At 71.3% G+C, this 18,860-nt stretch carries 13 protein-coding genes and 1 pseudogene; 9 read left to right on the top strand and 5 right to left on the bottom strand.

Annotation, left to right across the window (positions count from 1 at the left end; all coding sequences use genetic code 11):
- Positions 1-30: 30 nt before the first annotated feature.
- The 7 genes from RAB70_RS06650 (at position 31) to RAB70_RS06620 (ending at position 7,520) form a co-directional block, all read left to right on the top strand.
- Complete coding sequence (locus tag RAB70_RS06650; RefSeq protein WP_010340686.1) at positions 31-504, top strand: DUF494 family protein; 474 nt, start codon at positions 31-33, stop codon at positions 502-504.
- Between the two features lie 21 nt (positions 505-525).
- Positions 526-1,248 (top strand): pilin, encoded by a 723-nt coding sequence (locus tag RAB70_RS06645; RefSeq protein ID WP_148829209.1) that lies wholly within the window; start codon positions 526-528, stop codon positions 1,246-1,248.
- Between the two features lie 39 nt (positions 1,249-1,287).
- On the top strand, positions 1,288-2,229 hold the full coding sequence (locus RAB70_RS06640) for an RDD family protein (protein ID WP_148829210.1): 942 nt from the start codon (positions 1,288-1,290) through the stop codon (positions 2,227-2,229).
- Between the two features lie 238 nt (positions 2,230-2,467).
- A complete protein-coding gene (locus RAB70_RS06635; protein WP_148829211.1) occupies positions 2,468-4,954 on the top strand; it encodes a DNA topoisomerase I in 2,487 nt (828 codons plus the stop codon).
- A gap of 288 nt (positions 4,955-5,242) precedes the next feature.
- The gene (locus tag RAB70_RS06630; protein ID WP_148829212.1) at positions 5,243-5,803 is read left to right on the top strand and encodes a Sua5/YciO/YrdC/YwlC family protein; all 561 of its coding nucleotides are present in this window, start codon (positions 5,243-5,245) and stop codon (positions 5,801-5,803) included.
- Between the two features lie 305 nt (positions 5,804-6,108).
- Positions 6,109-6,864 (top strand): DUF4124 domain-containing protein, encoded by a 756-nt coding sequence (locus tag RAB70_RS06625; protein WP_148828656.1) that lies wholly within the window; start codon positions 6,109-6,111, stop codon positions 6,862-6,864.
- Positions 6,864-7,520: a DUF4124 domain-containing protein gene (locus tag RAB70_RS06620; protein WP_148828657.1), complete on the top strand. Its 657-nt coding sequence runs from the start codon at positions 6,864-6,866 to the stop codon at positions 7,518-7,520. Before RAB70_RS06625 ends, RAB70_RS06620 begins: the two co-directional genes overlap by 1 nt.
- Positions 7,521-7,763: 243 nt before the next feature.
- Here the strand turns inward: RAB70_RS06620 and RAB70_RS06615 are convergent, their stop codons facing one another.
- The gene (locus tag RAB70_RS06615; RefSeq protein WP_017914851.1) at positions 7,764-8,537 is read right to left on the bottom strand and encodes an SDR family oxidoreductase; all 774 of its coding nucleotides are present in this window, start codon (positions 8,535-8,537) and stop codon (positions 7,764-7,766) included.
- Positions 8,538-8,603: 66 nt separating this feature from the next.
- Between RAB70_RS06615 and RAB70_RS06610 the strand changes: the two genes are divergently transcribed.
- Entirely contained in the window at positions 8,604-8,831 is a 228-nt protein-coding gene (locus tag RAB70_RS06610) for a hypothetical protein (protein WP_225851611.1), read from the top strand.
- A gap of 82 nt (positions 8,832-8,913) precedes the next feature.
- Here RAB70_RS06610 and sppA read toward each other — a convergent pair whose 3' ends face one another.
- From sppA to RAB70_RS06595, 3 genes and pseudogenes are all read right to left on the bottom strand, one after another.
- Positions 8,914-10,812, bottom strand: a complete 1,899-nt coding sequence (gene sppA / locus RAB70_RS06605) for a signal peptide peptidase SppA (RefSeq protein ID WP_017911991.1) — start codon at positions 10,810-10,812, stop codon at positions 8,914-8,916.
- Between the two features lie 76 nt (positions 10,813-10,888).
- Positions 10,889-12,259, bottom strand: a complete 1,371-nt coding sequence (locus RAB70_RS06600) for an MATE family efflux transporter (RefSeq protein WP_148828658.1) — start codon at positions 12,257-12,259, stop codon at positions 10,889-10,891.
- Between the two features lie 655 nt (positions 12,260-12,914).
- A pseudogene (locus RAB70_RS06595) lies at positions 12,915-13,877 on the bottom strand (hypothetical protein); the annotation flags it as partial.
- A 697-nt stretch (positions 13,878-14,574) separates the two neighbouring features.
- On the opposite strand from RAB70_RS06595, the gene RAB70_RS06590 reads away from it, so the two are divergent.
- Positions 14,575-16,764 carry a primosomal protein N' gene (locus tag RAB70_RS06590; protein ID WP_148828659.1) on the top strand — a complete coding sequence of 730 codons (2,190 nt, stop codon included), beginning with the start codon at positions 14,575-14,577 and terminating at the stop codon, positions 16,762-16,764.
- Between the two features lie 253 nt (positions 16,765-17,017).
- On the opposite strand, the gene RAB70_RS06585 is transcribed toward RAB70_RS06590, so the two are convergent.
- Positions 17,018-18,751 (bottom strand): VanW family protein, encoded by a 1,734-nt coding sequence (locus tag RAB70_RS06585; RefSeq protein ID WP_225851613.1) that lies wholly within the window; start codon positions 18,749-18,751, stop codon positions 17,018-17,020.
- Positions 18,752-18,860 lie beyond the last annotated feature (109 nt).

The following is an 18,860-nucleotide window of genomic DNA, read 5'->3' as shown; positions in this document are numbered from 1 at the left end:
ACAGCGTCTCGCGACGCAGGCCGAGGGGCAATGAAAGAGAGCATTCTGGATGTCCTGCTGTACCTGTTCGAACACTATTTCAGCGAAGACGCGGATCCGGTCCGCGATCGCGACTCCCTCCAGAATGGCCTGATCCAGGCCGGTTTCAGCCCCACCGAGATCAGCAAGGCGTTCGACTGGCTCGACGCCCTGGCCGACCAGCGCCCGGCCGTGGCGCAGCCGCGCATCGATGGCCCGATCCGCATCTACCACGGTCCGGAACTGGACAAGCTCGACGTGGAATGCCGCGGCTTCCTGCTGTTCCTGGAGCAGCACGGCATCCTCGACAGCGACCAGCGCGAGCTGGTGCTGGACCGGGCCATGGCCCTGGATCAGGACGAACTGGATCTGGACGACCTGAAGTGGGTGGTGCTGATGGTGCTGTTCAACCAGCCTGGTGCCGAGGCGGCGTACGCGTGGATGGAAACGCAGATGTTCGTCGACGAGCCGGAGCCGGTTCACTGAGTCGCTGACGGTCGCGCACGGATGCACGAAGACACTTCCCCATTGGCGATCTGGTACTACGTCGATGCCGCGCGCGAGCGGCACGGCCCGTTGCCGGCGTCCGCCCTGCTGGAACGCCTGCACGACGGCCGCCTGCAGCGCGAGACCCTGGTCTGGCGCGAAGGCCTGCCGGAGTGGCGGCCGCTGCACGCGGTCGCCGCCGAACTGGGCCTGCCCGACGCCCCCACCCCGCCGCCCTTGCCGCCACCGCTCCAGGCGGCCGCTCCCGTAGGCCCCGCTGCCACCGCCGCGCCGCGCAGCGGCCTGTCCGGCTGCGCGATCATGGCCATCATCGGCACCATCGTCGGCGTGCTGCTGGTGGCGTTCCTGGGCATCGCCGCGGCGATCGCCCTGCCCGCCTACCAAGACTACCTGGCACGCGCGAAGGTCGCGCAGGCGCTCGACCACCTGGCGCCGCTGAAGGACCAGATCGCCGCCTTCAATGCGCAGGAGCATCGCTGCGCGGTCAACGGCGACACCGGCTTCGGCGCACCGCAGAGCTATGCCGGCGACACCATCGCGCAGGTGAGGGTCGGCCGCTTCGACAACGGCCACTGCGGCCTGGAAGCCACCCTGCACCTGCCCGACCACAAGCGCCTGGATGGCAAAGCGCTGTGGCTGGACTACGATGAGCGCACGTCCGCCTGGAGCTGCAGCTCCGACCTGGACGACCGCGTTCTGCCGGTCCACTGCCGCGGCGGCTGACCGGCGCACCGTTTTCGACTGCAACTCCCGGGGAACAGAATGACTGAGTGGTACTACGCCGACGCAGCGCAGCAGCGCCATGGGCCGCTAGCGGCCGCCGACCTGCAGCAGCGCTTCCAGCGCGGCGAGATCGGATTGTCCACCCTGGTCTGGCGCGAGGGCCTGAGCGAATGGCGCACCCTGGCCGAGTTCGTCGACGAACTCGGCCTGACCCAGGCGCCGGCGCCGGCGATTGCCCCGATCGAGGTTGATGGAGAGACTCCTCCTCCGCCCCCGGCCGCGACCGTCCCCGACGCCTGGACCGCGCCCGCGCCGGCCGTGGCGGCGTCGCCCTACGCGGCGCCCAGCGCCGTGCTCGACGGTGGCGCGCGGGTGGTCGGCGGCGGCGAGGTGGTGCAGGCCGGTTTCTGGAAACGCGTGGCCGCCTACCTGATCGACGCGTTCTTGGTCGGCATCGTCGCCAACGTGATCCAGTTCGTGGTGATGCTGGGCTTCTTCGGGATCACCGGCTTCGGCAAGCAGCCGGACTTCAGCACTGCCGCGGGCATCGTCATGCTGCTCCTGCTGTACCTGCTGCCGATGGCGATCGCGGCGCTGTACTACGGCCTGTTCCACGCCTCCACCAAGCAGGCCACGCTGGGCAAGATGGCGGTCGGCATCAAGGTGGTGCGCACCGACGGCAGCCGCATCACCGTGTCCCGCGGCGTGGGCCGCTACTTCGGCTTCATGCTGAGCAGCCTGACCCTGGGCATCGGCCTGCTGATGGCGGCCTTCACCGAGCGCAAGCAGGCCCTGCACGACATGCTCTGCGACACCCTGGTGGTGGACAAGTGGGCCTACACCGACCACCCGGAATGGCAGCAGCGCAAGCTGGGCACGGTCACGGTGGTGATCCTGGCCCTGTTCGGCCTGCTGTCGGCGGCGGCGCTGCTGGTGGTGGCGCTGGCGATCGGCGTGGCCGCCAAGGGCGGCTGGCACTGAGTCCGGCGGGCTCCGGGAACCCCGCTGCCGCCTGCGCGCCTGCCCGGCCGGCGGGCGCCGGCTTGACAGCGGGCGCCGGACATGCCCACTAATAAATAAGCGCCGTAGCTGAACGCCCGGGGGTTCCATCCCGGGCGTCGGCTTCTCTGCGAGACCGCAACGCTTCACTAACCGGAGCAATTGCGCCACCCTACCGCCCCCAGGGCGTCCGCCCACGCCCATCGAAGCCCGACCCGCCATGTCCAAGCACCTGCTCATCGTCGAATCGCCCGCCAAGGCCAAGACGATCAACAAATACCTCGGCAAGGATTTCCACGTCCTGGCCTCGTATGGGCACGTGCGCGACCTGATCCCGAAGGAAGGCGCAGTGGATCCGGACGACGGCTTCGCGATGCGCTACGCGCTGATCGACAAGAACGAGAAGCACGTGGAGGCCATCGCCAAGGCGGCCAAGGCGGCCGAAGACATCTACCTGGCGACCGACCCGGACCGCGAGGGCGAGGCGATCAGCTGGCACATCGCCGAGATCCTGCAGGAGCGCGGGCTGCTCAAGGGCAAGCCGCTGCACCGGGTGGTGTTCACCGAGATCACCCCGCGCGCGATCAAGGAAGCGATGGCGCAACCGCGCCAGATCGCCGGCGACCTGGTCGATGCGCAGCAGGCCCGCCGCGCGCTGGACTACCTGGTCGGCTTCAACCTGTCGCCGGTGCTGTGGCGCAAGGTGCAGCGCGGCCTGTCCGCCGGCCGCGTGCAGTCGCCGGCGCTGCGCATGATCGTCGAGCGCGAGGAGGAGATCGAAGCCTTCATCGCCCGCGAGTACTGGTCCATCGCCGCCGACTGCGCGCATCCCTCGCAGCACTTCAACGCCAAGCTGATCAAGCTCGACGGGCAGAAGTTCGAGCAGTTCACCATCACCGACGGCGACACCGCCGAATCTGCGCGCCTGCGCATCCAGCAGGCCGCGCAGGGCGCGCTGCACGTCACCGACGTCGCCAGCAAGGAGCGCAAGCGCCGCCCGGCGCCGCCGTTCACCACCTCCACGCTGCAGCAGGAAGCCTCGCGCAAGCTCGGCTTCACCACCCGCAAGACCATGCAGGTGGCGCAGAAGCTGTACGAAGGCGTGGCGATCGGCGACGAAGGCACGGTCGGCCTGATCTCGTACATGCGTACCGACTCGGTCAACCTGTCGCAGGACGCACTGGCCGAGATCCGCGACGTGATCGCCCGCGACTACGGCATCGCCTCGCTGCCGGACCAGCCCAACACCTACCAGACCAAGTCCAAGAACGCCCAGGAAGCGCACGAAGCGGTGCGTCCGACCTCGGCGTTGCGTACCCCGTCGCAGGTGGCGCGCTTCCTGACCGACGACGAGCGCAAGCTGTACGAGCTGATCTGGAAGCGTGCGGTGGCCTGCCAGATGATCCCGGCCACGCTCAACACCGTCAGCGTCGACCTGTCGGCCGGCAGCGAACACGTGTTCCGCGCCAGCGGTACCACCGTGGTGGTCCCCGGCTTCCTGGCCGTGTACGAGGAAGGCAAGGACAACAAGAGCGCCGAGGACGAGGACGAAGGCCGCAAGCTGCCGGCGATGAAGCCCGGCGACCGCGTGCCGCTGGAACGCATCCTGGCCGAGCAGCACTTCACCCAGCCGCCGCCGCGCTTCACCGAAGCGGCGCTGGTGAAAGCGCTGGAAGAGTACGGCATCGGCCGTCCCTCGACCTACGCCTCGATCATCCAGACCCTGCTGTTCCGCAAGTACGTGGAGATGGAAGGCCGCAGCTTCCGCCCGTCCGACGTCGGCCGCGCGGTGTCCAAGTTCCTGTCCAGCCACTTCACCCAGTACGTGGACTACGACTTCACCGCCAAGCTCGAAGACGAGCTGGACGCGGTCTCGCGCGGCGAGGAGGAGTGGATCCCGCTGATGTCGCGCTTCTGGGAACCGTTCAAGGAACTGGTCGAGGACAAGAAGGAATCGGTCGACCGCGCCGAAGCCAGCGGTGCGCGCGAGCTGGGCACCGACCCCAAGACCGGCAAGCCGGTGAGCGTGCGCCTGGGCCGCTTCGGGCCGTACGCGGCGATCGGCAGCACCGCGGAGGACGCCGAGGACAAGCCCAAGTTCGCGTCGCTGCGTCCCGGCCAGAGCATGCACACCATCACCCTGGAGGAGGCGCTGGAGCTGTTCCTGATGCCGCGCAGCCTCGGCCAGGACCAGGGCGAGGAGGTCAGCGTCGGCATCGGCCGCTTCGGCCCGTTCGCCAAGCGCGGCAGCGTCTACGCCTCGCTGAAGAAGGAAGACGATCCCTACACCATCGATCTGGCCCGTGCGGTGTTCCTGATCGAGGAGAAGGAAGAGATCGCGCGCAACCGCATCATCAAGGAATTTCCCGGCAGCGACATCCAGGTACTCAACGGCCGCTTCGGCCCGTACATCAGCGACGGCAAGCTCAACGGCAAGATCCCCAAGGATCGCGAGCCCGCCTCGTTGAGCCTGGACGAAGTGCAGAAGCTGCTGGAGGAAACCGGCAAGCCGGTGCGCAAGGGCTTCGGCGCCAAGAAGGCCGCCGCCAAGAAGGAAGCCGCGCCGAAGAAGAGCGCGGCGAAGAAGGCCGCGGCCGACGCCCCGGCCAAGCCGGCGGCGAAGAAGGCGGTCAAGAAGGCCGCGAAGAAAACCGCCAAGAAAACGGTGAAGAAGGCGGCGAAGAAGACCATGGCCAAGGGCGGCTGAGCCGCTCTGCTGATGGCCCAGGGCGGCCCGATGCACCCCCTCGAATAGTACGAGCGCGGGCGCCGAGCCGCCTTCTCACGGTGCCGACGGCGTCTCTCAGCGCCTGAAGATCCGCGACAACCCGGTTTTTCTGTGGGAGGGGCTTCAGCCCCGACGCTTTATCGGCAAGGCGTCGGGGCTGAAGCCCCTCCCACAGAAAAGCGGCGGGCCGGAGACTTGCGAAAATCCCGAGTCCTGCCCAACCGACCCTCATTGTCCTTAGACGAGGACGTGCCGCATGATGCGCGCATGACCGACCTGTCCCTGAGCCATGCCGTCGCCCTCCTGCGCAAGGGCGGCGTGATCGCCTATCCCACCGAAGCGGTGTGGGGCCTGGGCTGCGATCCGCACGACGAGGCCGCCGTGACCCGCCTGCTGCGGATCAAGCAGCGACCCGTGGACAAGGGCCTGATCGTGGTCGCCGCCGAACTGGACCCGTTGCGCCCGTTGCTCGACCTGTCGGCCCTGCCGCCGGACCGGCTGGCCGCGGTGCTGGCCAGTTGGCCCGGACCGCATACCTGGATCCTGCCCGCCGCCGCGCACGCGCCGCCCTGGATCACCGGCGCGCACCAGGGCATCGCCGTGCGGATCAGCGCGCATCCGCTGGTGGCCGCCCTGTGCCGTGCCTGGGGCGGCGCGCTGGTCTCGACCAGTGCCAACCGCGGCGGCGAGCCGCCGGCACGGCAGCGCAGCGAACTGGATCCGCTGGTGCTGGGCGACCTCGACGGCCTGCTCGACGGCGACACCGGCGGCCTGGCCCAGCCCACCCCGATCCGCGACGCCGCCAGCGGCGAGATCCTGCGCGCCTGAGGCGCTGCTCTTCGGCGCGGCACGCCTGTCTTCCGCCGCGTCGGCGTCTGGCGGCAATGGCGCGATGGAACCACGCGGGCGCTTCGCGCACCGGACCCTCACCCCAACCCCTCTCCCGGCGGGAGAGGGGCTTTGGCTTCTCCCTTCTCCCACCGGGAGAAGGTGCCCCGCAGGGGCGGATGAGGGTACGGGCGAAGCCTCGCAGCGACAGATCAACACGGCAGCACTGCCGCGACGCCACGCGCCCTGAATCACGCACACCCACCACCCTTTCCCTGGCTGCCCAAGGCGCGCAAGATGCGCGCATGCGCCTCCTTCTCCGCCCATTGCTGCTGCTGAGCCTGTCGCCCTGGATCGGTGCCGGCTGGGCGCAACAGACGCAGACGGTCAGCAGCGACGGCAGCAATGCGTCGGTGCGCATCTATCGCTGCATCGCCGCTTCCGGCGCGGTCAGTCTGCAGAACGCCCCCTGCGAGAACGCGCGCCAGCAGCAGGTGCTGGACATGCAGCGTCCGCGCGATCCGCCGCCGCGGCCGACCACCACCATCAGCACCGATCCGGCTCGCACGCAGGCCTCGCCGGCGCCGCTGCCGCAGCGCGAACTCCGCATCGTCACCGTGCAGCCTGCGCAGCCGATGTACGAGTGCGTCACCCCGGAAGGCGCGCGCTACACCAGCGACGACAACGCCGGCAATCCGCGCTGGGTGCCGCTGTGGGCTTATGGCTACGCCGAGGGCCCGTACGCACGGCCATCCGGGCGCGGCCCCGATGGTCGCTCGCCCGGCCCGCCGGGACCGCCTCCGCCCGGCGGCCCGCGCCCGCCCGGTCCACCGCCGCCAGGGGTGGCCGCCGGCGCCGGCGTGATCGTGCCGGCCGGCAGCACGATGATCCGCGACACCTGCACCGCGCTGCCCGAGCAGGAAGTCTGCGCGCGCCTGAGCGACCGTCGCTGGGAGCTGATCCGTCGCTACAACAGCGCGCTGCAGAGCGAGCGCCGCGCAATGGAAACCGAGCAGCGCGGCATCGATGCGCGTCTGGCGCGCGACTGCGGCGGCAGCTGATGCGGCGCGCACTCTGCCTCGCCGTGGTGCTGACCTGTGCCGGCGCCGCGCGCGCCGAACCGGTGGTGTTCTATCGCTGCACCGACGCGCAGGACAACCTGACCATCCAGAACCAGCCCTGTCCCAAGGGCATGCGCCAGCAGAAGAAAATCATGCAGGGCGTCAGCAGCGCCGCACTGCCGACCACGCTCGTGGCCAAGCCTGCGCCATCGTCGCCACCGGCGAGCGCCGCGAACGATGCCACGCCTGCGGACGCGCCGGCCACGGCCGACACCGCGGCAGCTGCACCGCAACCGACACCGCCACCGCCTCCAAAGCTGCCCCCGCCATCGCTGTACACCTGTACAACCCGCGAGCAATCGTCTTACATCGGCGAGGCCGCCGAACCGCCGCCGCGTTGCGTACCACTGCACACGACGGACCTGGACGGTGGCCCCAACCAGGCCGGCGGCAGCGCCTGCGAAGTGCTGCGCGACCAGTGCCAGCCGCTGCCCGCCGAGCAGCTGTGCGATGCCTGGAAGAATTACGTGGCCGAAGCCGAGACGCACTGGCGCTTCGCCGTGCCCGAGCATGCCGAAGCGCTGCACGCGGAGTTCGAACGCCGTCAGCACCTGCTCGAGGCCAGCAACTGCGGCGCAGAACAGCCAGCGCCGTAATCCATCTCGCTCCCGCGTGGGGTGCGCCTGGTTGAGTAGGAGCGGCTTCAGCCGCGACCGAGCGTTATCGGGAAAGCCTGGTCGCGGCTGAAGCTGCTCCTACGGATTACCCCGCAACCGATCCACCGCAGTAAGCGCGCACCCACCTTGTGGGAGGGACTTCAGTCCCGACGACATACGCCCGGGGCCTGGCTGCACTGCGCCTTTCGGCCGGCGTCCGGCGCACGCGGCCGCGCACAGCCGCTAGAACCCGTAACGCAAGAACCCCCCATCCACCGCGATGCATTCGCCGGTGATGTAACTGGCCGCCGGCAGGCACAGGAAGCCGACCGCTGCCGCCACTTCCTCCGGTTCGCCGATGCGGCGCATCGGCGTGCGCTCGATCACCTGCTCGTAGTAGTCCGGGTCCGACAGCGGACCGGAGGTGCGGCGGGTGCGGATGTACCAAGGCGCCACCGCATTGACCCGGATGCCGTCCTCGGCCCATTCGGCGGCGAGGTTGCGGGTGAGCTGGTGCAGCGCTGCCTTGGTCATGCCGTAAGGCGCGCCGCTGCGCACGTGGGTCAGTCCCGACACGCTGCCGACGTTGACGATCGCCGAGGCCGCATGCTGCGCCAGCAGCGGATGCGCGTAGCGCGACAGTTCGAACGCGGAGAACAGGTTGGTCTCGAAGATGCCGCGCCATTCGTCCTCGGTGTAGTCCACCGCGGCCTTGCTGACATTGCCGCCGGCGTTGTTGATCAGCAGGTGCAGGCCATCCGCATGGTCCTCGACCCAGTCCAGGATCTCGCGGCGGTCCTCGTCGTCGGCGACGTCGGCGGCCAGCGCCAGGATCTCGCGCTCGGGAAAGGCCTCGCGCAACTCGTCGCGCGCCGCTTCCAGCGCGTCGAGGTCGCGCGCCACCAGCAGCAGGTCGGCGCCGAACCCGAGCAGTTCGCGCGCGATCGCCAGGCCGATGCCGGCGCTGGCGCCAGTGATCAGCGCGGTCTGTCCGTCCAGCCGCCAACGGTGCTGCATGCGCGTGCCTGTCTGCTCACATGGGAGGCGTAGGATGATACCTCCACCCTCGAGGAGGTCGCCGCCATGTCCGCATCACTGCACAGGATGACGTTGGCATTGCCGCTGCTCGCACTGCTGGCCGCATGCAAGCCGGCACCGCCGCAACCGCCCGATGCGCCGCCACCACCGAAGGCCAGCGCATTGCGCAGCGCCATCGCCCAGCCGCTGGATCGCGCCAGGCAGACCCAGGCCACGCTCGACCACGCCGCGGCCGCGCAGAACGCCGCGCTCGACGCCGCGACCGCGCAATGAACAACGCCGGCCACGGGGGCCGGCGTTGCAGGAAGCAGGCGACGCGCTCGCAGGAGCGCGCCGCTGCCGGCGCAGGGCCGGCTTACAGACCGCAGAAGCAGTAGGCCAGCGCCTTCACCGGTGCGCCCGGACGGGTGTCGGCCGCGTCCTTGACGAAGCGCAGCTGGGTGTCCAGTTCCGGCAGGCTGCGCGCCAGCAGGGCATGGCCCAGCGCCGAGTCGCTCAGCATCCACACGCCCAGGCGGCTGCCGGCGAACCCGCTGACGAACTGCGCGAACGGCGTGGCCGGCTTCTCGACGTAGCGCACTCGGTACTTGTCCGGGCCGCCCAGCTTGGCGCGCGCCGCGGCATCTGCCACCGCGTCCTTGAAGCCGCCGAACGCGTCCACCAGCCCGCGCTCCTTGGCCTGCGCACCGCTCCAGACGCGGCCGCGCGCGACCTGGTCGATGGCCTCGACCGACTTGCCGCGCGCCTGCGCGACCTTGCCGGTGAAGTCGGCATAGCCCTTGTTGATCACCGACTGGATCAGTTGGCCCACCGCCGGATCCATCGGCCGGGTCATGTCGAAGGCGCCGGCGAAACGGGTGGTGCCCACGCCGTCGGTATGCACGCCGATCTTGTCCAGGGTGCGGGTGATGTTGGGGATCATGCCGAAGATGCCGATCGAGCCGGTGATCGTCGACGGGTCGGCGTAGATGCGATCGGCGTTCATGCTGATCCAGTAGCCGCCGGACGCGGCCAGGTCGCCCATCGACACCACCACCGGCTTGCCGGCAGCCTTCAGCGCCACCACCTCGCGGCGGATCTGCTCGGAGGCGAACACTTCGCCGCCGGGCGAATCCACGCGCAGCACCACCGCCTTGACCGCGTCGTCGTCGCGCGCCTGGCGCAGCAGCGCCGCGGTCGACTCGCCACCGATGCGGCCGGCCGGCTGTTCGCCGCCGCTGATCTCGCCCGCGGCGACCACCACCGCCACCTGCGGACGCGAGTCCACCGGCGAACGGCGCAGGTCCAGCTGCTGCAGGTAGCCGTCCAGGTCGACGTTGCGGTAGCCGGTGTCGGCATCGTCGTCGGCCACGCCACGCTTGGCCAGCAACTGCTCGACGTCCTCGCGGGTCTTCAGGCCGTCCACCAGCTTCTGCTGCAGGGCGAACTTGGCCAGATCGCCGCCGGCGGCGGCCACGCCCTCGGGCATGGTGTCGATGCCGGCGTTGATCTGCTCCGGCGCCAGCTTGCGCGCCTTGGCGATGTCGGCCACATAGCGCTGCCACACATCGTTCATCCAGAACAGGTCGGCTTCCTTGGACGCCGCCGAGGCCGCGTCGAGCACGTACGGCTCGGCGGCGGACTTGTATTCGCCGACCTTGAACAGGTGCACGTCCACGCCGAGCTTGTCCTGCAGGCCCTCGCGGAAGTACTGGCGGTAGCGGCCCAGGCCTTCCAGGGTCATCGAGCCCATCGGGTCCAGGTAGACCTCGTTGGCCTGCGCGGCCAGCAGGTACTGCCACTGATTCAGATTGTCGCTGTAGGCGACGATCTGCTTGCCGGAGCTGCGCAGGTCCTGCAGCGCCTTCTCCACCTCGCGCATCGAGGCGAAGCCGCTGGGCTGCAGCTTGTCCAGGCGCAGCGCCACGCGCTCGATCTTCGGGTCGGTCTTGGCCGCCTCGATCGCGCGCACCAGGTCGCGCAACTGGATCTCCTGCGCGCCCTTGTCGTTCATCGCCTTGGCCAGCGCGCGGCTGACCGGGTCGGCGCTGAACTGCTCGACCAGCTTGCCTTCCGGCGCGATCAGCAGCGTGGTGCGGTCGCGCAGCGCCTTGCCGCCGTCGCCGCGTGCCATGGCGAACACCATCGCCAGCAGGATCAGCAACAGGAAACCGAAGAACACCAGGTTGAAGATCAACCGGCGGGTGAAGTTCATCACATCCCACAGGCCGACGAAGAAGTTGGCGACGGGGCTGCGACGCACGGGTTGGTTCATGGAAAGCTCCGAAAGGAAGGCGTCTTGCGCCTGCGCAGCATACCGGCTGCGTCAGGCGCCGCACATGCGTCTGAAGTCAGGGGGCCGCCGGCGCCGCCAGCAGCCGCGCGCTGCTCCAGCGGAAACGCGCACCCATCATCACCGCCGCCGCGGTCAGCCCCAGGATCAGGCCGATCCACATGCCCTGCGGTCCCCAGCCCAGCCACAGGCCGAGGCCGGCGCCCAGCGGCATGCCCAGGCCCCAGTAGGAGCACAGGGCCAGCAACATCGGCACGCGGGTGTCCTTGAGGCCGCGCAGCGCGCCGGCCGACAGCACCTGCACGCCGTCGGGGAACTGGAAGGTGGCCGCGTACAGCAGCAGCGTGGAGGCCAGCGCCGCCACCGCCAGATCGCTGGTGTAGACGCCGACGATGGCGTCGTGGCCGACCAGCAGCACCAGCGCCGACAGCGCCTGGGTGCCGAGCACGATCGCATAGCCGGCCCAGGCCGCGCCGCGCACGCCTACCGCGTCGCCGGCACCGGCGGCGCGGCCGACCCGCACCGTGGTCGCCTCGGCCACGCCCATCGGCACCATGAAGCACAGCTGCGCCACGTTGATCGCGATCTGGTGCGCCGCCGCCGGCACCTCGCCGAGCCGCGCGATCAGCAGCGCGGTGACGATGAACAGGCCGCCTTCCATCAGGATGGTCACGCCGATCGGCAGCCCGGTCTTGAGCAGCCCGACGATCGCGCGCAGGTCCGGCGCCTCGAACCGCGCGAACAGGCGCAACGGCGCAAAGCGCCTGGACCGCGCCAGGTAGATGGCGAAGCACAGCGCCTGCGCCCACATCATGATCGCCGAGGCCATGCCCAGGCCACCGGCGCCGTGCTCGCGCAGGCCCCACAGGCCGAAGGTCAGCGCATAGCCGAGCGGCGCCAGCAGCAGCAGGCCGCCGAAGCCGAGCAGCATGGTCGGCAGGGTCCAGTGCATGCCTTCGCTGAGGTAGCGCATGCAGAAGTACAGCACCAGCGCCGGCACGCCCCAACGGATCGCAAGCAGGAAGTCGCGCGCGCCGGGCACGATCTCCGCGGCGATGCCCAGTTGCGGCAGCGCCATCGGCATCACGCTGAGGAACGCGAACATCAGCAGGCCCAGGCCGAGCGACAGCCACAGCGCCTGGCGGAACAGCGGCCCGATCTGCGCATGGCGCTTGGCGCCGTCGAGCTGCGACACCGAGGCGGTCAGGGCGATCAGGGTGCCGATCGGGATCATCATCGGCAGCCACAGCAGCGCGGTGCCGACCGTCACCGAGGCCAGCGTGCGGGTGCCGTGGTGGCCGGCGATCACGTTGTCGACGAAGCTGATCAGGCCGGTGGAGACGTGCCCCAGGACCAGCGGCAGGGCGAGCTGCGCGGTGGTGCGCAGTTCGCGGCCCCGGACCGAGGCCGGGGTGGAAGACGAAAACATTGCAAGACTCTGGCGATCCCGCCGACTGCGGCCGCGCAGACAGCGCCGGCACCGGGTGGCGGAGGCCGGGCATTCTACCCGCTGCGGCGGATCACTGCAGGAGAAGCCAGGACCTGAGGCCCGGGACCAGGTGCACGCAACGCCAGGCGCCGCGCGCAGTTCAGCGCGCGGCGCGCTGCTTCAGCCAGGCACCACGGCTGTCGGCGCCCTGCGCCAGCAGGTCGCGGCGCAAGGCGGCACGGTCCTGCGGCGGGGTGCGTTGCGACAGCAGCGCCAGATGCTCGCGCTGGTCCGCGGGCAGACCGCGCAACAGGCCCAGCAGTGCCTGCCGCTGCGCCTCCGGCACGTAGCCCAGCAGCGGCTGCAGCGCCCAGAACTCGGCGCCCAGTTCCGGGCCGAGCAACCAGCCGTGGCGCTCCAGGGCGTCCATCTCGGCGAACTGCGCATGCAGGCTGTGCTGCTGCTCGATCGGCAGGCCGGCGAAGGCCGTGGCGACCTGCCGCAGCCGCGCCTGCGCCGCCGCCGGCAGCGCGTCCCAGGCGGCCTGGCGCGCGCGCAGTTGCGCCGGGGTCAGCGCCGGTGGCGTGGTCGCCGCGGGCGCGACGGCCGGGGCAACGGTGGCCGCCGGCGGGGCTTCGGCGGCCTCGGCCAGGTCGGCGGCGCTGGGCGCGCTGCGCTCGATCCGCGGCGGCGGCGCGCCGGCCGCGTACCACGCATAGAAATCCAGGTCGTAGATCGCCGGCTCCGGCAGCGGCGCCGGCGGGTCGGCCGGCAGCGGCGGCGCGCTGGCGGTGTCCGATTCCGGCGGCAGCACTTCCACCTGCACCGGGCCGGTATCGCCCAGCGCCAGGCTCGCGTCGCTGCCACCGGCCGCGGTCGCGGCGCGGGACCGATGCCAGGGCAGGCGGTCCCAGAACACCGTCCCGACCAGGGCCAGGACCACCACCGCGATCACTGCCCCGGCCAGGCGCGTGCGCAGGGCCGAGCGCGCGTCGCGGCGGCGTGGACGCGCCGCGGCCGCGGCGGCGGCAGGGGCCGGCGCCTTGGCCGGCGCAGGCGAGGCCGTGCTCCCGGCGATCGCCGCATCGCGCAGTTGCGCCAGGGCCTGCAGCCGCGCCGGCGGCAGATCGCGCAGACACTGTTGCGCCGCGTCGGCCAGCGCGCGCCAGCCGGCCGCATCCGGACGCCCGCCGGCGTCGCGCGGACAGGCCCGCGCCAGCGCCTGCTGGTAGTCCTCGGCGGTCAGCTGCAGCACCTGCGCGGCCAGCGGCTCGTCCAGCCCGGCGACGATGCGCAACAACAGCGCCAGGCGGTCGGCCGGCTGCAGGCTGCGCAGATGCGCCAGCGGCGCCGACCAGGCACCGTCGGCGGCATCGGCCTGGCGCAGGGTGGGCACCGCAGCGAGCAGCTTCCAGAACCGCAGCGGCCAGTCGGCCATCGGCAGCGCCGCGGCGTGGCTGCGGAAGGCCCGCATCGCCGCCGCCAGGGCCGGCATGCCGCGTTCGGGCCGGCCGCTCTGCAGGTCGGCCAGGACCGCGGCGCGGCGTTCGATGCCGCGCAGGAACGCGGCCAGGGCGGGCGGTGCGGCCACGCCGTCGGAAGGGGACGTGGCGGTCATCGGAACTCCATCATCGGCGCGATGATAACGAGGCAGCCGCCACACCGCGCGCTTGACAGCGGCGTCCCGATCGGCTCACCCGCGGCTGTCGCGACGGCCGGTTGTGCACAGCGCCGGACATTGGCCTGCGACAGGTCTTGTCAAGCCCCCGCGAAACCATGTTGCATCTGTGTTTCACGGCCAAGTTGTTGTTTCGAAAAGAATAAATGCGATTGGCGCTTTTTTGTCCAACTCGTGGCAGAGGCTTGTGAGTCCGTCTTCACGGCGTGGAGCATGCCCGTCATACACAGCTTTATCCACAGCAGATGTGGATAAATTCGATTCCCCAAGCGCGGCGGCCATTTACGACCGGTTTATCACTTTGCGGGCAGCAATCGCGCGCAACTCCCGGCACCCGGGAACCCCCTTGCGGCGGCCGCTAGGGCGTGTCACCGATCCCCGAGCATGCCGCGCCGTGATTGCGCGTGCCTGTGGCAAGGAAGAGCGAGGAAGTGGACGTGCGTCCACGCCCGAGCGATGACGCGGCCACGGGCGTGCGCAACCGCGGCCCTTCGGGTTGGATCTGACAGGCGCGCAGCCGGCGCCGCGCGGCTTGACCTGACGGCCAGTTAGGCGCTGCGCCCGCAACGCCGGCTGCGCGCCTGCCAGACCCAACGCGGCATGCTCGGGGATTGGTGACACGCCCTAGACTAGGCGGATGCCCTCCCCCGCCGCCACGCTCCGCGTCGCCCTGCCCGTGCCGCTGCCGCAGGTGTTCGACTACCTGCCGCCGCCCGGGGGCACGGTCGCCGACGGCGACGTCGGCCGCCGGGTGCAGGTGCCGTTCGGCAACCGCGAACTGAGCGGGGTGGTGGCGGCGATCGGCCAGGTCGAGGACGCCGGCGGCCTGCGCGCGGCGTTGGCCTGGCTGGACCCGGTGCCCCTGCTGCACGGCGAACTGGCCGAGTCGCTGCGCTGGCTGGCGCGCTACAGCCATGCGCCGCTAGGCGAGGTGCTGGCGACCGCCCTGCCGGTGCCGTTGCGTCGCGGCGAACCGCTGCCCGACACCCACGCCTGGGCCTGGCGCCTGACCGAGGCCGGCGCCAGCCACCGCGCCCGCGCCGGCACCCGCCCGCACCGCTTCGCCGGGCTGCTGGCGGACGGCGCCATGGACGAGGACCGGCTGGACCAGGCGATGGACGACTGGCGCAGCGCCGCGCGCGCGCTGGCCAAGCGCGGCCACGCCGAGCGCATCGCGGTGCCGGCCAGCGCTGCGGCGCCGCAGCCACAGCCCGGGCCGGTGCCCAACGCCGAGCAGCAGGCGGCCATCGACGCAGTGGTCGCCGCCGCCGGCTTCGCCCCGTTCCTGCTCGACGGTGTGACCGGCAGCGGCAAGACCGAGGTCTACCTGCAGGCGATCGCCGCCTGTCTGGCGCGCGGGCGCCAGGCGCTGGTGCTGGTGCCGGAGATCGGCCTGACCCCGCAGACCCTGGCCCGCTTCCGCGCCCGCCTGGGGGTGCCGGTGCACGCGCTGCATTCGGGGCTCAACGACAACGAACGCGCCCGGGTCTGGGCCGCCGCCTGGCGCGGCGAGGCGCGGGTGGTGGTCGGCACCCGCTCGGCGGTGTTCGTGCCGCTGCCGCGGGCAGGATTGATCGTGGTCGACGAGGAACACGACGGCAGCTACAAGCAGCAGGACGGCATCCGCTACCACGCCCGCGATTTCGCTTTGGTGCGCGGCAAGGCGCTGGACGTGCCGGTGCTGCTGGGCAGCGCCACGCCGTCGCTGGAGAGCCTGCACAACGCCAGCGGCGGCCGCTACGCACACCTGCGCCTGACCCGCCGCGCCGGCGACGCCAGACCGCCGACGGTGCGCGTGCTCGACGTGCGCAAGCGCCCGCTGCAGGACGGGCTGTCGCCCGAGGTGCTGGCCGGGATCGGCACGGCACTGGCCGACGGCGGCCAGGTGCTGGTGTTCAAGAACCGCCGCGGCTATGCGCCGGTGCTGCTGTGCCACGACTGCGGCTGGACCGCGCCGTGCCAGCGCTGCAGCACCCCGCTGCACGCCACACCGATGACCGTGCACGCCGGCGGCCGGCGCCTGCAATGCCACCACTGCGGCGCGCGCCAGCCGGCGCCGCTGGCCTGCCCGGACTGCGGCAGCCTGGCCCTGCAGCCGCAGGGCATCGGCACCGAACGCCTGGAGGAGCGCCTGGTGCAGGCGTTCCCGGACGTGCCGGTGCTGCGCATTGACCGCAGCACCACCCAGCGCCGCGATGCGCTGGAGACGCAGTTGGCCACGCTCGGCACTGCGCCCGGCATCCTGGTCGGCACCCAGATCCTGGCCAAGGGCCACGACCTGCCGCAATTGAGCCGGGTGGTGGTGGTGGGCATCGACGAAGGCCTGTTCTCGGCCGATTTCCGCGCCAGCGAGAAGCTTGCGCAGCAGCTGATCCAGGTCGCCGGGCGCGCTGGCCGCGCCGCGCGCCCGGGCGAGGTCTGGCTGCAGACCCACCACCCCGCGCATCCGCTGCTGCAGACCCTGGTGCACGGCGGCTACCACGCCTTCGCCGCCGCGGAACTGGAGCAACGCGAGGCCGCCGGCTTCCCGCCGTTCGCGCACCTGGCGCTGCTGCGTGCCGAGGCCAAGCAGGTCGAACACGCCAACGCCTTCCTCGCCGCGGTACGCGCACTGCTGCCGGTGCAGGACGAGGTGCAGCGCTTCGGCCCGATGCCGGCGCCGATGCCGCGCCGCGCCGGTTTCCAGCGCACCCAGTTGCTGCTGTCGGCCAACACGCGGCGCGCGCTGCACGCGTTGCTGGACGCGGCGGTGCCGGCGATCCACGCGCTGCCGCAGGCACGGCGGGTGCGCTGGTCGCTGGATGTGGATCCGCAGGATCTGTACTGAGGCGGCGAGTGGTGGCAGCTCGGCAGAACCGACGCGCTGTCCAATGCCGTAGAAGCGACTTCAGCCGCGATGAGGCGTTACCGGGAGTGCTTCGTCGCGGTTGAAGCCGCTGTTACGAGGCATGAGGCAATGGCGCGTATCGCGACACCACCCGTATTCCCCCCGGAGCCGCTCTAGAGGAACAGCGCATCCGCTTGACGCGTAGCGAGGCAGGCGGGCAACGCGCCAGCGGCCGTGACACCTCGTGCGTTGCTCAGCCCGCCAGACCCAAGGCGTCGATCACCTGCGCGCGCAGCGCAGCACTGTCGCCGGCCTCCACGCAGCGCCACGCGCCAGCGTCCGCGGACAGGCCGCAGGCGGCGGTGGCGATCACCGGTTTGCCCAGCGCCATGGCCAGCAACAGGCCGCGCGGCTGTTGCTCGATCCACGCCGGCAGCAGCACCAGGCAAGCAGCGTGCACGCCTTCGGCCATCGACGCGACCCGCTGCACCGCGATGCCGCTCCAGAAGTCCGGCGTCTCCTGCGCACCGGGCGGCAGCAGCAACACCAGCGGCAAATCACGCACCGCCTCACGCAGTTCGTAGGCGCCCTTGCGCGCCAGCGCCGAGGCCGCCAGCAGTACCCGCGGTACGGCGTCCGCCGTGATGGCCGCATGCTCCGCCGCGGCTGCCGGGAGCGCCGGCCGTTGCCATTCCAGCGCGAGGCCACGGCTGCCGGCCAGCGCCAGCAGTTCGCGATGCGGCGTGATCCAGTGCCGCGCCTGCGCCAGTGCCGCACGCTCGGCGGCGACCAGCGCCGGATCGGCGCGGAAATCGCGCAGGGTGGGACTGTGCGGATGCCGCTGCGCGGCCACGTCCAGGCGCGCCTGCAGCAGATGCATCGGCAAGGCGGTCATGTACACGTCCCAGCGCCGGCCCTGCAACTCGCCGGCCAGCCATAGCTCCGGCAACAGGCTCTGCGGCACCACCAGGTCGACATCGCGCGCGCCCAGGCGCCGCCGCAGCGCCTGCAGGCGGATGCGCTGCGCGCGCTGGCGCGCCTGCGGCAACGGCATGCCGCGCCACAACCACCAGCGCCTCAGCAGCGCCGCGCGCAAGGCCGCGACGCTGGTCCGCGGCAGCGCCAGCACGCGGTCGCCGGGTTGCTGCCGGCGTCGGCGGTCCGTGGCGAACTCCGGCCAGTCCTCATCGACCAGCCAGGTGCGGTGCAGCCCATCGGGCACCGCTGGCACATGGCGATGGCAGGCACTGCGGCCGCAGCGGGTGCAGTCGTTGGCGGCGTCGACACCGGCCGGCGCGGTAGGTCGCTGCAGCGGCGGCAACGGCAACGCCGCCGGCGCCACGGCACCGCCACGGATGCGCACATGCAGCGCTTCGCCGTCCAGCCACACCTCCAGCCGCCACGGCGCGGCGGCGCGCAGGCGCAGGTCCACGTAGTTCCAGAACACCACCGCGTCGCGGTCGCGCTCGGCCAGGGAGCCAGCAATCACCTGGGTGTGGCGGTGCCGCTCGACGATCTCCAGGCCCTGCCGCAGCGCCGCGTCGTAGATCGCATTGGACACCTGGCACAGGCCGCCACCGATCGACGGCACCAGGCAGCCCTCGCGCAGTTCGCGGCCGGCGACGAAGCCGCGGCGGCGGGTGGCGCGGCCGAGCTGGCGCCAGAAACCGAAGGTCGCCCCGGCCGGCACCTCCACGCCGTGCAGCGCACGCGCGGCCAGGCGCAGGTTGTGGATCTTGCCGGCCACCAGCTGCGGTGCGGTCTCCTCGCTGTCGGGCCACAGCGCGGTGACGGATTCGGCACAGGTGCCGTCGGCGATCGCCAGGCCGGCATCGCGGCGATGCCGGCGCGGACCGTCGCGCAGATCGTGCAGCGCACGGCGCAGTTGCAGCGCACGGGTCTTGGCCCAGAACAGCAGGCTGCGCCAGCGCGACGGCAGCGGCGCCGGCGGCGGCGCCGATGCGCGCGGCTTCACTGTCGCTGGCATGAGCGTGCGTCCTCCCTGTCGCTGACCGCGCTTGGCATCGCGCTACTATACGGACATGCAGGTCCGGCCCTCGACGAGCGCGCAGCGCCTTTTCGGCAGCGCGCGTTCC

Source organism: Xanthomonas sontii (genome assembly GCF_040529055.1).
GTDB classification, from domain to species: domain Bacteria; phylum Pseudomonadota; class Gammaproteobacteria; order Xanthomonadales; family Xanthomonadaceae; genus Xanthomonas_A; species Xanthomonas_A sontii.
Note: the sequence above shows the minus strand (reverse complement) of the source record. Positions and strands in the feature narration are given on the sequence as shown.

Bases quoted from the DNA above. Each gene is read 5' to 3' on its own strand.
- RAB70_RS06630 (WP_148829212.1), top strand. From the start codon at position 5,243: ATGACCGACCTGTCCCTGAGCCATGCCGTCGCCCTCCTGCGCAAGGGC.
- RAB70_RS06635 (WP_148829211.1), top strand. From the start codon at position 2,468: ATGTCCAAGCACCTGCTCATCGTCGAATCGCCCGCCAAGGCCAAGACG.
- RAB70_RS06620 (WP_148828657.1), top strand. From the start codon at position 6,864: ATGCGGCGCGCACTCTGCCTCGCCGTGGTGCTGACCTGTGCCGGCGCC.
- RAB70_RS06650 (WP_010340686.1), top strand. From the start codon at position 31: ATGAAAGAGAGCATTCTGGATGTCCTGCTGTACCTGTTCGAACACTAT.
- RAB70_RS06615 (WP_017914851.1), bottom strand. From the start codon at position 8,537: ATGCAGCACCGTTGGCGGCTGGACGGACAGACCGCGCTGATCACTGGC.
- RAB70_RS06625 (WP_148828656.1), top strand. From the start codon at position 6,109: ATGCGCCTCCTTCTCCGCCCATTGCTGCTGCTGAGCCTGTCGCCCTGG.
- RAB70_RS06600 (WP_148828658.1), bottom strand. From the start codon at position 12,259: ATGTTTTCGTCTTCCACCCCGGCCTCGGTCCGGGGCCGCGAACTGCGC.
- sppA (WP_017911991.1), bottom strand. From the start codon at position 10,812: ATGAACCAACCCGTGCGTCGCAGCCCCGTCGCCAACTTCTTCGTCGGC.
- RAB70_RS06590 (WP_148828659.1), top strand. From the start codon at position 14,575: ATGCCCTCCCCCGCCGCCACGCTCCGCGTCGCCCTGCCCGTGCCGCTG.
- RAB70_RS06610 (WP_225851611.1), top strand. From the start codon at position 8,604: ATGTCCGCATCACTGCACAGGATGACGTTGGCATTGCCGCTGCTCGCA.
- RAB70_RS06645 (WP_148829209.1), top strand. From the start codon at position 526: ATGCACGAAGACACTTCCCCATTGGCGATCTGGTACTACGTCGATGCC.
- RAB70_RS06585 (WP_225851613.1), bottom strand. From the start codon at position 18,751: ATGCCAGCGACAGTGAAGCCGCGCGCATCGGCGCCGCCGCCGGCGCCG.
- RAB70_RS06640 (WP_148829210.1), top strand. From the start codon at position 1,288: ATGACTGAGTGGTACTACGCCGACGCAGCGCAGCAGCGCCATGGGCCG.